Origin of the sequence: Rhabdothermincola salaria, assembly GCF_021246445.1 — a bacterium.
Classification (GTDB): domain Bacteria; phylum Actinomycetota; class Acidimicrobiia; order Acidimicrobiales; family Acidimicrobilacustridaceae; genus Rhabdothermincola_A; species Rhabdothermincola_A salaria.
The window spans coordinates 67513-81004 of the sequence record NZ_JAJQXW010000005.1 but is presented as its reverse complement, the minus strand read 5'-3'; the positions used below and the strand labels follow the sequence as shown (position 1 = coordinate 81004).

Annotated in this window: 12 protein-coding genes; 3 read left to right on the top strand and 9 right to left on the bottom strand. The window is 73.4% G+C overall.

Annotation, left to right across the window (positions count from 1 at the left end; all coding sequences use genetic code 11):
* Nucleotides 1-13: 13 nt before the first annotated feature.
* Nucleotides 14-1171, bottom strand: coding sequence for an LLM class flavin-dependent oxidoreductase (locus LUW87_RS17040; RefSeq protein WP_232672404.1), 1158 nt, complete (start codon nucleotides 1169-1171; stop codon nucleotides 14-16).
* A 138-nt stretch (nucleotides 1172-1309) separates the two neighbouring features.
* Here LUW87_RS17040 and LUW87_RS17035 point away from each other — a divergent pair, with 138 nt between their 5' ends.
* Nucleotides 1310-2200 carry an IclR family transcriptional regulator gene (locus LUW87_RS17035; RefSeq protein ID WP_232672403.1) on the top strand — a complete coding sequence of 297 codons (891 nt, stop codon included), beginning with the start codon at nucleotides 1310-1312 and terminating at the stop codon, nucleotides 2198-2200.
* Nucleotides 2201-2415: 215 nt separating this feature from the next.
* Here the strand turns inward: LUW87_RS17035 and LUW87_RS17030 are convergent, their stop codons facing one another.
* The 5 genes from LUW87_RS17030 to LUW87_RS17010 all read right to left on the bottom strand — a co-directional run bounded on the left by LUW87_RS17030 (nucleotide 2416) and on the right by LUW87_RS17010 (nucleotide 9076).
* A complete protein-coding gene (locus LUW87_RS17030; protein WP_232672402.1) occupies nucleotides 2416-3315 on the bottom strand; it encodes an alpha/beta hydrolase in 900 nt (299 codons plus the stop codon).
* An 11-nt stretch (nucleotides 3316-3326) separates the two neighbouring features.
* A complete protein-coding gene (locus LUW87_RS17025) occupies nucleotides 3327-5309 on the bottom strand; it encodes an ABC transporter ATP-binding protein (RefSeq protein ID WP_232672401.1) in 1983 nt (660 codons plus the stop codon).
* Nucleotides 5306-7132 carry an ABC transporter ATP-binding protein gene (locus tag LUW87_RS17020; protein WP_232672400.1) on the bottom strand — a complete coding sequence of 609 codons (1827 nt, stop codon included), beginning with the start codon at nucleotides 7130-7132 and terminating at the stop codon, nucleotides 5306-5308. Before LUW87_RS17020 ends, LUW87_RS17025 begins: the two co-directional genes overlap by 4 nt.
* 205 nt (nucleotides 7133-7337) lie before the next feature.
* Nucleotides 7338-8207 carry a methylenetetrahydrofolate reductase [NAD(P)H] gene (gene metF, locus LUW87_RS17015; RefSeq protein ID WP_232672399.1) on the bottom strand — a complete coding sequence of 290 codons (870 nt, stop codon included), beginning with the start codon at nucleotides 8205-8207 and terminating at the stop codon, nucleotides 7338-7340.
* Nucleotides 8204-9076: a bifunctional 5,10-methylenetetrahydrofolate dehydrogenase/5,10-methenyltetrahydrofolate cyclohydrolase gene (locus LUW87_RS17010; RefSeq protein WP_232672398.1), complete on the bottom strand. Its 873-nt coding sequence runs from the start codon at nucleotides 9074-9076 to the stop codon at nucleotides 8204-8206. Before LUW87_RS17010 ends, metF begins: the two co-directional genes overlap by 4 nt.
* Before the next feature lie 27 nt (nucleotides 9077-9103).
* Here LUW87_RS17010 and dusB point away from each other — a divergent pair, with 27 nt between their 5' ends.
* Entirely contained in the window at nucleotides 9104-10255 is a 1152-nt protein-coding gene (gene dusB / locus LUW87_RS17005) for a tRNA dihydrouridine synthase DusB (protein ID WP_232672397.1), read from the top strand.
* A gap of 13 nt (nucleotides 10256-10268) precedes the next feature.
* Nucleotides 10269-10883 (top strand): Maf family protein, encoded by a 615-nt coding sequence (locus tag LUW87_RS17000; protein WP_232672396.1) that lies wholly within the window; start codon nucleotides 10269-10271, stop codon nucleotides 10881-10883.
* A gap of 30 nt (nucleotides 10884-10913) precedes the next feature.
* On the opposite strand, the gene LUW87_RS16995 is transcribed toward LUW87_RS17000, so the two are convergent.
* The 3 genes from LUW87_RS16995 to purN are packed head-to-tail and all read right to left on the bottom strand — an operon-like array spanning nucleotide 10914 to nucleotide 13454.
* Nucleotides 10914-11288: a VOC family protein gene (locus LUW87_RS16995; RefSeq protein ID WP_232672395.1), complete on the bottom strand. Its 375-nt coding sequence runs from the start codon at nucleotides 11286-11288 to the stop codon at nucleotides 10914-10916.
* 49 nt (nucleotides 11289-11337) lie between these two features.
* Nucleotides 11338-12876 (bottom strand): bifunctional phosphoribosylaminoimidazolecarboxamide formyltransferase/IMP cyclohydrolase, encoded by a 1539-nt coding sequence (purH, locus tag LUW87_RS16990; RefSeq protein WP_232672394.1) that lies wholly within the window; start codon nucleotides 12874-12876, stop codon nucleotides 11338-11340.
* A 14-nt stretch (nucleotides 12877-12890) separates the two neighbouring features.
* Nucleotides 12891-13454 (bottom strand): phosphoribosylglycinamide formyltransferase, encoded by a 564-nt coding sequence (gene purN / locus LUW87_RS16985; protein ID WP_232672393.1) that lies wholly within the window; start codon nucleotides 13452-13454, stop codon nucleotides 12891-12893.
* Nucleotides 13455-13492: the final 38 nt, after the last annotated feature.

Below are 13492 nucleotides of genomic sequence, written 5' to 3'. Positions count from 1 at the left end.
GCGGTCCGGGCGCTCAGGCCATCGAGGCGCGGGCGTCGACGCGGTGCCCGCGCTTCTCGAGCTCCGGGATGACCTCGGTGCCCAGCAGCTCGATGCTGCGCATCACCTTGTCGTGGGGCACGGTGCCGAACTGGACGTAGCAGAGCAGCTGATCGACGCCGGCCTCGTCGTAGCGCACGATCTTCTCGAGGCACTCCTCGGGGGTGCCCACCACGATCATGTCCTGGTCGATGTAGTTCTGGACGTCGACGGTGCCCTTGATGGTGTCCTGCAGCAGCGGGAACACCTCGGCCTGCTCCTCGGGAGTGAGGTTGGGGGCTTCCCACTGCAGGGTGAACTCGGCCAGGTGCCGGTACCACCAGGTGATGGAGTCCCAGAGGTAGTCGTGGGCACCGTCCATGTCGTCACTGCAGTGCACGAGCGTGTAGGCGCCGACGCGGTCGTTGCGCACCTTGGTGAGCGGGGCCAGGTTCTCCATCTCGGCCTCGAGCTGGGCGGCGCGGTACTGGTTGATGATGTCGGCCATGACCTCGACGGGCTGCAACAGGGCGAAGGAGAGCAGCCCGAAGCCGCTCTTGCCGGCGGCGACGGCCGAGGGGGCGCTGGCCGCGGCCAGCCACGCCGGGGGGTGGGGGTCCTGGTAGGGCTTGGGGCACTGCTTGCGCTCGGGGAACGAGATGAGGTCGGTGTCCCAGGAGATGCTCTCGTTGGTCCAGGCCTCGACCACGAACTCGACGGCTTCACGCCACTGGGCCCGGCTGTCGTCGTTGGCGGGCACGCCGAAGGCGATCTGTTCCATCGGGGTCGAGCGGCCGGTGCCCCACTCGACCCGCCCGTGGCTCAACACGTCGACGGTGGCGACCTTCTCGGCGACGCGAGCGGGATGCTGGAAGCCGGGCGGCATGAGGCTGACGCCGAAGCCGAGGCGGAGGTTCTCGGTGATGGTGGACAGCGCGCCGAGGACGACCTCGTTGCTCGGGCAGGCCGAGCGGCCGTCGCGGAAGTGGTGCTCGACGCACCACACCGTGTTGAACCCGAGGGTGTCGGCGAAGCGGATCTCCTCGATCGCCTCGTCGTAGGTGGCCTGCTCGGCCTTCTTCTGCCCGTACGGGAACGGCTCGTCGTACGGGCCGATCTTGGGCTGGAACTCATAGAGCAGGTCGAGCTTCACGGTGACTCCCCATCGTGGTGCAGCGGCCCCCCGGCCACCCCTGATTTCGGTATTGCGAAAGGTCCTTCGCAACTGGTAGAAGCGTAGGTGCCGCTGCCGGCACCGTCAACGGCGATCCGACACCCCGAGGCCCCCGACATGCCCCGTCCCGCTCCCGCCGCCCAACGGGCCCTGCAGGTGATCGACCTGCTCGTGGCCCACCCCGGCCAGCGCTTCACCCTCTCTGAGGTGGTGCGCCGCACGGGCATGAGCCTCGGCTCGGCCCACGCCGTGCTGCACACCCTCGAGTCCGCCGGGCACGTGCGGCGCCACCCGGAGACCAAGAGCTACGCCCTCGGGCCGGCGCTGGTGGCCGCCGGCGTGGTGGCCCTCGACGAGCAGCCCGGCATCCGGCGAGCCATCGACGCGGCACCGGAGCTGGCCCGGCGCCTCGGCGCCGAGGTCGTCGTCACCGCCGCCACCGCCGACGAGATCATCTTCCTGGCCAGGGCCGGCGACCCGTCGCCCCACGGTCCCGACCTGCGCGCCGGCGAACGGGTGCCGCTGGCCCCGCCGCTCGGGGCCGTGTTCCTGGCCTGGTCGTCCGACGACGAGATCGACGCGTGGCTGGCCCGCGACCCCGCCGCGTCGTCCGCCGCCCGGCGCCGCCACCGCTCCGCCCTCGACTGGACCCGCCGTCGGGGCGTGGCCGTAGGGGCGGCCTCGGAGGCCCAGCGCACCTTCGGGGCGGCGGCGTCGGACCTGGCCGACGTGCCCGTGCGCGCCGACCTGCGCTCGGGCCTCACCGAGCTGCTCACGGCGATGGCCGAGGGCCCCTACGCGGTCGAGGCCCTCGAGGGCGACCGCACCTACGACCTCGGCGTCATCGCCGCCCCGGTGTTCGACGCCGACGGCACGGTGGTGGCCGCCATCTCCGGCACCGGCTTCGCCCCGGGCCTGTCGGCCGCAGCAGCCCTCGCCGCGGCCGAGGCCGTGCGCGACTGTGCGGCGGTCGTCACCAAGGCCTCACGAGGCCGTCCACCCGCGTGACCTCCCGGCCCCCGCCCGACTGAACCACCGGCGCCGCCCACCCCGAACGTTCCTGCACGATCACGACGCCGCCCCCGAACGTGTCTGAACGACCCCGACCCCGCACCCCCGAACGTTCTTGCATGAGTTCGGCGCCGTATGGAGCGTCGTTCTCATGCAAAAAGCGGTGGTGGACTCGGGGCGAGGTGACCCGGTGCAAAAGGCGCTGGGTGGAGTCAGGGGGAGGTGACCCGGTGCACGAAGGCGGCGATCTCCTCGACCGCCTCGACCGCCTCCGGGAAGGCCGGGTAGCTCATCGGCCAGATGTGGGGCATCTCCGGGGCGACGGTGAGGGTGACGTCGACTCCGGCGTCGCTGGCCGTGGCCGCCAGGCGCAGGGCGTCGTCGAGCAGGACCTCCACGTCGCCGACCTGGATCAGCATCGGCGGCGCCCCGGCCCAGTCGGCGAACACCGGCGAGGCCAGAGGATCGGTGGGATCGTGTCCGGCCAGGTAGAGCCCGGCTGCGAGCGAGGCCGACTCGGCGGAGAAGAGGCGATCGACGTCGGCGTTCTGGACGTAGCTGGCGGCGGTGACGGTGAGGTCGACCCACGGCGAGCAGCACACCGTGCCGGCGGGCAGGGCCAGTCCCCGCTGGCGGGCGGCCGGCACGAGCGAGGCCGCCAGGCCACCGCCGGCGGAGTCGCCGGCCACGACGATGCGCCCGGCGGGGACCCCTTCGTCGAGCAGCGAGACGTAGGCCGCCACGGTGTCGTCGAGGGCGGCCGGGAAGGCGTGCTCGGGAGCGAGCCGGTAGTCGATGCTCACGACCCGGGCGTCGATGACGGCCGCCAGGTGCGAGGTGTAGGCGCGGTAGGCCAGCGCCGAGGCGATGCGGAACCCGCCACCGTGGACGTAGAGCACCACCGGGGCATCGGGGGCCAGGTCGCCCGGGCGGCACTCGATGGCCGCCACCCCGCCCACCGTGGTCTCGACGGCCTCGACGCCGTCGGCCAGCGGCAGCTGGCTCATGGTGGCATCGATGCGGGCCCGCTGCTGTTCGACGGTCTCGTCGGGGGGAGGGGGCGGAGCCGCCGCCATCCGCTCGGCCAGGGCATGGAACTCGTCGCTCGCCATGCGCGTCGAAGCTACCCCTGCGCACCGGGTCGGGGGGCCGAGACCTGACCGGTGTTGCCCAGCCAACTGGCGAAGAGGGCGCCGTAGCGGCCGCCGGCGGCCACCAGCTCGTCGTGGTGGCCCCGCTCGACCAGCACCCCGGCGTCGAACACCAGCACCAGGTCGGCGGCCTCGGCGGTGGAGAGCCGGTGGGCCACGCTGACCGTGGTGCGCCCGGCGGCCAGGCGCTGCAGGGCCGTGGTGAGCGATCGCTCGGTGCGGGGGTCGACGGCACTGGTGGCTTCGTCGAGGACCAACAGCCCCGGATCGCCCAGATGGGCCCGGGCCAGAGCGACCAGCTGGCGCTCGCCCACCGAGAGGTTCTCGCCCCGCTCGCCCACCTCGGTGTTCGCCCCGTGGGGCAACGACGCCACCCAGGCGCTCAGCCCCAGGTCGTCGAGCGCGGCGGCCACCTCGTCGTCGGTGGCACCCGGACGGCCCATCCGCACGTTCTCGGCCAGGGTGGTGTCGAAGACGAAGCCCTCCTGGGGCACCAGCCGGATGCGCTGGTGCCGGGCGTCGGGGGCCACCTCCGGCAGCGGGACCCCTCCGACGCGGATGGTGCCCACGGTCGGGTCGGCCAGGCGGACGAGCAACCGGGCGAAGGTGGTCTTGCCCGAACCGGTCTCGCCCACGATGGCCACCGATGCCCCGGCGGGGATGGTCACCGACACGTCGTGGAGCACGGGCGGGCCGGTGCGGTACCCGAAGCCGATCCCCTCGGCCGCCACCTCCAGGGCACCTGGCGGGAGCGGCGAGCCGGGATCGGCCTCGGCGACATCGATCGGCTGGTCCAACAGGTCGAGCACCCGCCGCCACCCGGCGATGGCGGTCTGGGTCTGGTCGAGGATCTCGCCCAGCTCCCCGACCGGGCCCAGGATGAGCTGCACCAGGAAGAGCACGGCGAGCAGGCCGCCCGCGTCGAGTCCCCACGACGGCCCCCACCAGACCCCCACCGCGGTGACCGCGGCCAGGGTGATCGCCCCGAAGGCGTCGCCCAGCGGGAAGATGAGGGCGAACCAGCGGGCGGCGCCGATCTCGGCGCGGTACTGGCGGTCGATGGCGTCGTCGAGGCGGGTGAGCGCCCGGCGCCGTAGGCCGTAGGCCCGCACCGGGGCGGCGCCCTGCACCGCCTCGGACACCTCGCCCATCGTCTCGCTCACCCGCTCGCGCACCTTGCCGTAGGCGACGAGCTGACGGCGCTGCATGAAGCGGAACGTGGGAACCAGCGGCGCCGCCACCACCACGGTGATCAGCGCCAGCTGCCAGGCGTACACCGCCATCACCAGCAGCGTCCCGGTGATGACGACGGAGTTCACGATCCAGGCCACCGCCCCGTACTGGGCGAAGCGGGCGATGGTCTCGATGTCGCTGGTGACCCGCGACGTGAGCTCGCCCCGCTTGGTCTCGTCGTGATCGGCGGCCGAGAGCCGATGGACGTGGGCGAAGGCCCGCACCCGCAGGACCCGCAACATGGCCTCGGCGGCCGACACCAGGCGCAGGTAGGTGAACCGGCTCAACACGGCGACGCCCACGATGATCGCCGCGCCGATGCCGCAGATGGTGAAGACCAGGCCCGGGCGGAACCCCTCGTCGGCCAGCAGCCCCTTGTCGACCACCTGTTGTACGAGCACGGGTACGGTGAGGCGACCCACCGCGCTGAGCACGGCGAACAGCACGGTGAGCTTGAGCCCCCGTCGCAGCTCCGGGCTCTCGGCCAGGCCGCGCCGCAGCACGGCGATGGCGCCGGCCCCCATGACCCCGGTGGGCGCCACCTCGGGAGTGGCCGCCCCCTCGTCCCGGTCGGCTCGGGCCCGCGCCGCGGGGTCGTCGAAGGCCTCGGCGTGCTCGAGGGCGAGCAGCTCGGCGTGGCCGTCGACCCCCGCCGGATCGGCACCGGGGCCGGGCCCGTCGTCCTCGGACCGGGAACCCGGGTCCGGCGGGGCGACGGTCACGACGTCATCCCGTCGGCGTAGGCCCGCACCAGGCGGGCATAGACGGGATCGCCGGCCAGGAGCTCGGCGTGGGAGCCCGAGCCCACCACCCGCCCGTCGGCCAGGTGCACCACCCGGTCGGCCAGCTCGATGGTCGAGAGACGATGGGCCACCACCAGGGTGCTGCACGCCAGCGTGGCCCGCAGGGCCCGGAGGATGGCCGCCTCGATGGTCGGGTCGACCGCGCTGGTGGCGTCGTCGAGCACCAGGACACGGGGCCGGCGCAGCAGGGCCCGAGTGAGGGCCAGCCGTTGGCGCTGCCCGCCGGAGAGGGTCACGCCCCGCTCCCCCAGGACGGTGTCCCAACCCTGGGGCAGGCGGGCCACGAAGTCATCGGCGTGGGCGACCGCGGCCGCGGCCTCCAGCTCGTCGTCGTCCACCTCGGATCCGAGGGTGACGTTCTCGCGGACGGTGTCGGCGAAGAGGAAGGTCTCCTGGAACACCAGGGCCACGGCGGCGCGCACGGCGACCGGGTCGGCCTCTCGCAGGTCGACCCCGCCCAGACGCACGGTGCCCGTGTCGGGGTCGAGGAGGCGCGGCAGCAGCTCGCACAGGGTGGACTTGCCTGCGCCGGTGGCCCCGACGAGGGCCACCACCTCGCCGTGGTCGACGTGCATGGTGACGCCGTCGAGCACCGGGTCCAGCCGGTCGGGGGCGTCGTCCGGGCCGTCGACGGAACCGGCGCCGCTGCCGTGGGCGAAGGAGACCTCCTCGAGGGCGACCGCCAGCGGCCCATCGGGCAGCGGGACCGCGGTGCCGGGCTCGGGCGCCGGCTCGGACGGGGTGGCGACCACCAGGTCGAGGCGCTCGCTGGTGACGACCGCCCTCGGCAGCTCCTGGAGGAAGAACCCGAAGACCCGCATGGGGAAGGCCAGCAGCCCGAACAGCGCCACCGCCTGCACCACCTGCCCGGTGTCGAGCCGGCCGAGCGAGACCTGCCAGGCGCCGATGACCAGCAACACGACGATGCCCAGGTTGGGGAGGGCGTCGATGACCGGTTCGAAGGTGGCCCGCACCCGCCCCACGTCGAGGCGGGCCCGGCGCAGCTGGTCGGCGGCCCGGTCGAGGCGTTCGACCTCGGCATCGGCGCGACCGAGCGTCTTGACGACGAGAGCGCCGTCGAAGCTCTCGTGGGCGATGCGGCTGACGTGGCCCACCTGGCGCTGCACCTCGCCGACGGGCACCTCCACCCGAGCGGTGTAGAGGCGGTTCACGATGGCCAGGGCGGGGAACAACAGCACCGCCACCAGCATCAGCATCCAGTCGACGGTGGCCAGGCTGGCGATGGCGAACACCACCAGGGTGACCACCCCGATGGAGAACGGCAGGGGGTTGAGGACCTCGGTGGCGGCGATGATGTCGTTGTCGGCGTGGGCCAGCAGCCGCCCGGTGGGGGTGTCCTTGTGGAAGCGCAAGGGGGCTTCGAGGTACACCCGGCTCAGCCGCTTGCGCCACGCCCGCTGGTTCCGGAAGGTGAGCAGGGCGGCGAAGTAGCGCCGCAGGATGATGGTGAGGGCCCGCAGGAACCCGACGGCGAGCAGCACGCCGGCCGCCCCGAGCACGGCACTGCCCTCGACCCGACCGTCGGCGAACGAGGGCACGATCACCTCGTTGGTGATGCGTCCCAGCACGACGGTCGTGGCCACCGCGGCCCCGGCGTAGATGGCCGCGCCGACGATGGACACCGCGAACACGCGGGGCTGGGCCCGCACGTAGCGCGCCAGGAGCCGGGCGCCGCGCCCGACCACCCCTCGGGTGGGCTCCGCGGACGTCGAGGCGGTCACGGCCGACGCCGCGCGGGTCCCGGCGGGGCCGCCGGGGGCAGCGTCGAGGGTGCTGCGATCGGCTGAGCCGACCGCCACTGCCCGTCCCCCACCGTCGCCCCCTGTCCGGGCGCCCCGTGGCGCGCCTCTCGAGGCGGTCAGGCTACCGGCGCTCGCGTCGCGGCCACCAAGGGGTTGCCGCCTCCCGGCAGGCCCCGACGGGTGTTCAGCGAGGGCCGGTGAAACCGAGGTTGGTGGCGATCTCGCGGGTCGCGGTCGAGCGGTTCAGCGTGTAGAAGTGCAGCCCCGGGGCGCCCTGGTCGAGCAGCTCCTGGCACAGGGCGGTGGCCAGCTCCACACCCAGGGCCCGCACGCCGTCGGGGTCGTCGGCGAGGGCCTCGAAGCGGGCGGCCAGGTGGGGCGGGAACTCGGCGCCGGCCAGCTGGGCGAAGCGGGCCACCTGCTTGGCGTTGGTGACCGGCATGATGCCCGGCAGCACCGGCTTGTGGCAGTCGAGCGCGGCCAGTTCGTCGACCATGCGCAGGTAGGGCTCGGCCTCGAAGAAGAACTGGGTGATGGCGAAGTCGGACTCGGCCAGCTTGGCGGCCAGGTGGCGGCGATCCGATCCCATCTCCGGCGAACGGGGATGGCCCTCGGGGTGGGCGGCCACGCCGACCGAGAAGTCGCCCACCTCGTGCACCAGGCGCACCAGGTCGAGCGCGTAGGCGAACTCGTCGAGCGGGGCGTCGTCGGGCTGGTCGGCCGGCGGATCGCCGGCCAGGGCCAAGATGTTGGTGATGCCCGCCTCGCGGTACTCGGTGAGCAGGCTCACCAGCTCGTCACGGGTGTGGGCCGCGCACGTGAGGTGGGCCATGGCGGTGATGCCCGTGTCGCGCTCTATGTGGATCACGATGTCGCGGGTGCGCTCGCGGGTGGACCCCCCGGCGCCGTAGGTGACCGAGACGAAGGACGGGTGGAGGCCCTCGAGCTCGCCGATCGTCTTCTCGAGGGCGCGGGCGGCCTCGTCGGTCTTGGGCGGGAAGAACTCGAACGAGCAGGTCCGGCCGGCGGCCAGCAGATCGGCGATGCGGGTCATCCGCCGTCTCCGGGACCCAGCGCCCGCTCGGCCGCCTCCACGGTGTTCACCAGCAACATGGCGCGGGTCATGGGCCCCACGCCGCCGATGCGGGGCGAGAGCCAACCGGCGACCTCGGCGGCCTCCTCGGCCACGTCGGAGACGAGCTTCTTGCCTTCGAACGACACGCCGGCGGCCACCACGGCCGCGCCGGGCTTGACCATCTCCGCGGTGATCAGGCCGGGCGAGCCGGCGGCGGCCACCAGGATGTCGGCCTGACGCGTGTAGGCGCCGAGGTCGGCCACACCGGTGTGCACCACGGTGACCGCGGCGTTGGCGTGAGGGCGCTTGAGGGTGAGCAGGTTGGCCAGGGGCCGCCCGATGGTGAGCCCTCGGCCCACGATGACCACGTGGCGGCCCTCGATGGGCACCTCGTAGTGCACGAGCAGGGCCTGGATGCCTGCCGGCGTGCACGGCAGCGGACCGGCGACGCCCTGGACCAGGTGGCCGAGGTTGACCGGGTGCAGCCCGTCGACGTCCTTGGCCGGGTCGACGGCGAGCAGGGCGGCCTCGAAGTCGAGGTGCTTCGGGAACGGGTACTGCATGAGGTAGGCGTCGACGGCAGGGTCGGCGTTGAAGCGGTGCACGACCTCGAGCACGTCGTCCTGCGTGGCGTCGGCCGGGAGGTGGGCGTGGTGCGATGTGATGCCCAGGGCCTCGCAGTCGCGGTGCTTCATGGCCACGTAGTTGGCCGAGGGGCCGTCGTCGCCGACCAGCACCGTGCCGAGCCCCGGGGTGATGCCCCGCTCGGCCAGGGCGGCCACCCGGGCCACCAGGTCCGCCTTGATGCCCGTGGCCACTGCTTCACCGTCGAGGACCTGCGCTGTCATGGTCGCCGACCCTACCGTGGGGGACCGATGTCCTCCGCCGTCCGCACCCCTCCCGCGCCGCTGGCGATCGGGCCGATCCACCTGGCCGTGCCCGTGGTGCTGGCCCCCATGGCCGGCATCACCAACGCCGCCTTCCGGCGCCTGTGCCGCCGGTTCGGCGGGGGGCTGTTCGTGAGCGAGATGGTGAACGCCCGCGGTCTGCTCGAGGGGGGCGAGAAGTCCTGGCAGCTGGCCGCCTTCGACCCCGACGAGTCGCCCCGGTCGATCCAGCTCTACGGCACCGACCCGACCACGGTGGGCGAGGCCGTCCGGCGCCTGGTGGGCGACGGCCACGTCGACCACGTCGACCTCAACTTCGGGTGCCCGGTCCCCAAGGTCACCCGCCACGGCGGCGGGGCGGCCCTCCCGGCCCGACCCCGCCTGTTCGCCGCGGTGGTCAGCGCCGCCGTCCGCGCCGCCGGAGACGTCCCCGTCACCGTGAAGATGCGCATGGGGCTCGACGACGAACGGCTCACCTACCTGCCCGCCGGGCGCCTGGCCGCCGAGGCCGGCGCCGCCGCCGTGGCGCTGCACGCCCGCACCGCCGAGCAGCGCTATTCGGGCCGGGCCCGGTGGGACGCCATCGGCGCCCTGGTCGAGGCCGTGGGCGAGGTGGCGCCGGTGCCCGTCCTCGGCAACGGCGACATCTGGACGGCCGACGACGCGCTGGCCATGGTCGAGGCCACCGGCTGCACCGGGGTGGTGGTCGGCCGGGCCTGCCTGGGTCGGCCCTGGTTCTTCGCCGAGCTGGAAGCGGCGTTCACCGCCGCCCCCGTGCCCCCGGCCCCCGGGCTCGGGGCCGTCGTCGAGGTGGCCCTCACCCACGCCCGGCTGCTGGCCGACGCCGTCGGCGAACCGCGGGCCGTGCTGCAGATGCGCAAGCACCTGGGCTGGTACCTCGCCGGCTACCCGGTGGGAGGCCACACCCGGCGAGCCCTCATGGCCGCGTCGTCGCTCGACCACCTCGACGTGCTGCTGCGCGGCCTCGACCCGAACCTGTCGCTCCCTCCGGGCGCCGATGCCCTCCCCCGGGGGACCCAGGCCGGACCCCACCCGGTCGTGGTTCCTGACGGGTGGCTCGACACCGACTCCACGACACCGCCACCCGCCGCCACCGACGTGCTCGTCGGCGGCGGATGAGAGGCTGGGCGCCATGTCCGATCGCTCGCGCCACGCCACCCGACTGGTCCTGGCCTCGGGCTCGCCGCGCCGACGCACGCTGCTGCTCGACCTGGGCCTCGACTTCGACGTGCGCCCGCCCGACGTCGACGAGTCGGTGGCACCGGACGAGTCCGGCACGGCCTACGTCGAGCGGTTGGCCCGCACCAAGGCGGCGGTCGCCAGCGCGCCCGGCCAGGTGACCCTGGCCGCCGACACCACCGTCGACCTCGATGGGCACCTCCTCGGCAAGCCCACCGATGCCGACGAGGCTCGCGAACTGCTCACCCGGCTGGCGGGGCGCAGCCACCAGGTCCACACCGGTGTGGCCGTCGCCTGGTGGACACCTGCCGAGACGACCGCCGTCGCCTCCGAGGTCACCACCACCGAGGTCACCTTCTCGGCGATGCCCGACCGGTGGATCGACTGGTACGTCGGCACCAACGAGCCCTACGACAAGGCCGGCGGCTACGGCGTGCAGGGTGCCGCCGGCCTCTTCGTCACCCGTCTCGACGGCAGCCCCACCAACGTCATCGGGCTCCCCCTCGACGCCGTGGCCCGCCTCGTGGGCCGCGCCGGCCACGACCTGCTCGACTTCCTGCGCCGCTGACGCAGGGAGCGCCCTGCGGATCCTCGTCGTTCAGCGCGGGGCCGGGGCGACCAGCTCGACGGCGTTGCCGTCGGGGTCGAGCAGCTGCAGCGACGGCTTGCCCAGCTCGAGCACGACCCCTTCGTGGGCGATGCCCGCCTCGCTCAGGTGCCGGGCCCACACCTCGAGCGACTCCCCGTCCGGCGCACCGAACGCGATGTGGTCGAGCGGTGAGCTGGCCGCCTCCAGGCGCTCGGCCGGCGAGAGGACCACGACCAGTCGGGCCTCACGGTTGCGCAGGGCCACCGTGTCGGGCAGCTCCACGAAGGCCTCCATGCCGAGGACCGTCTCGTACCAGCGGCGCGACCGCTCGAGGTCGCCGACCCGCAGCTGGACGTGGCTGAACCCGGTCACCGGTGCGTTCATGGGGCCAGTGTGCCAGCCCAGCTCGCCGGTGGACCGAGGGGGCCGGGCGTCAGTGGCGGAAGTGGCGCTCACCGGTGAGGACCATGGCCAGGCCGTGCTCGTTCGCGGCGGCGATGACCTCGTCGTCGCGGATGGAGCCGCCCGGCTGGATGACGCAGGTGGCGCCGGCCTCGACCGCCCCGTCGAGACCGTCGGGGAAGGGGAAGAAGGCGTCGGAGGCGTAGACCCCTCCTGCGGCCCGACCGGCGGCCTTCTCGCCGGCCAGCTTGCCGGCGTCGCGGCGGTTCTGCTGGCCGCAGCCGATGCCGACGGCGGCGCCGTCGCTGACCAGCACGATGGCGTTGGAGGTGACCTTGGCGACCACCCGCCACGCCAGCTCGAGGTCGGCCCACTCGGCTTCGGTGGGCTGGCGGTCGGTGACCACCCGCCAGGCCGACCGGTCGACGGTGACGTGGTCGGCCGTCTGCACCAGGTAGCCGCCGTCGACCGAACGCAGCGTGAGCTCGGGCACAGCCGGGGCGGTGGCCTCGAGGATGCGCAGGTTCTTCTTCTTCTCCTGCAGGAGGGCGAGGGCGTCGGCGTCGTAGGCCGGGGCCACCAGCACCTCGGTGAACACCGGGCCGAGGGCCTCGGCGACGGCCAGGGTCACGGGACGGTTGACGGCGACGATGCCGCCGAAGGCCGACACCGGGTCGCACTCGTGGGCCCGCGTGTAGGCGGTGAGGATGTCGTCGGCCACGGCCACGCCGCACGGGTTGGCGTGCTTGATCACGACGGCGGCCGGGCCGTCGCCGAGGGCGTGCACGAGCTGCCAGGCCGCCTCGGTGTCGTAGACGTTGAGGTAGCTCATCTCCTTGCCGCCGTGCTGGGTGGCGGTCTCCCACCAGCCCTGCCGGCCGCGGGTGGTGTAGCGGGCGCCGACCTGGTGGGGGTTCTCGCCGTAGCGCAGGACCTGGGCCCGGTCGAGGGTGAGCGAGAGCGTCTCGGGCAGGGCGTCGGCGTCGGCGTCGCCGCTGGCAGCCGCGTCGGCGCCAGTGCCGGCCGAGCCGGGGGCCGGCATGCCGGCGTCGAACCAGGCCACGATCTCGGCGTCGTAGGCGGCGGTGTGGGCGAAGGCGTCGCGGGCCAGGCCGCGCTTGGTGTCGGCCGAGAGGGCGCCGCCGGCGCGCAGCTCGGCCACCACCTCGTCGTAGCGGCCGGGGTCGGTGACGATGCCGACGAACGCGTAATTCTTGGCCGCAGCACGCACCATGGCCGGCCCGCCGATGTCGATGAGCTCGATGGAGGGCTCGGCCGAGAACGGATAGAGGTTGGCCACGACGAGGTCGATGGGCTCGATGCCGTACTCGGCCATGTCAGCGCGGTGCTCGGCGTTCGTCGGGTCGGCCAGGATGCCGCCGTGCACCTTGGGGTGCAGGGTGACCACCCGGTGCCCGAGGATGGCGGGCACGCCGGTGAGGTCGGCCACGTCGGTGACGGGCACGCCGGCCTCGGCGATCACCCGGGCGGTGCCGCCGCTGGAGACGAGGTCCCAGCCCAGCTCGTGCAGGGCACGGGCCAGATCGACCACACCAGTCTTGTCGTACACGGACAGAAGAGCCCTCACCGGACACTCCCCCTCTCGAGGATCTCGGAGATCGTCTGGATGTAGAGGCGTCGCTCGACGCCCTTGATGCGTTCGTGGAGCGTCTCGACCGTGTCGTCGTCGAGGACGGGGACGGCCTCCTGGGCCAGGATCGGGCCGGCGTCGACCTCCTCGGTGGCCAGGTGCACGGTGCAGCCGGTGACCTTGACCCCGTAGGCGAGGGCGTCGTCGACGGCGTGCCAGCCGGGGAAGCTGGGCAGCAGCGCCGGGTGGGTGTTGAGGATCCGCTCGGGGAACGCCTCGAACAGGTCCTTGCCGAGGATGGTGCCGAAGCCGGCCATGGCGACGAGGTCGATGTCCCAGCCCCGGAGCACGCCGATGAGCTCGGCGGTGTAGCCGTCGCGGTCGAAGTCCTTGGCGTAGCTCTTGCGTTCGACGAGCTCGGACTCGACCCGGTGGCTGGCGGCCACGTCGAGCGCCCCGCAGGGACGGTCGGCCACGACCAGGGCGACGGGGATCCCGGCCGAGCAGATGGCGTCGAGGATGGTGCCACTACCCGAGGCCAACACGGCGAGACGCATAGGGCCGAGAACCTACCAGCCGCCCCCCACCCCGATTC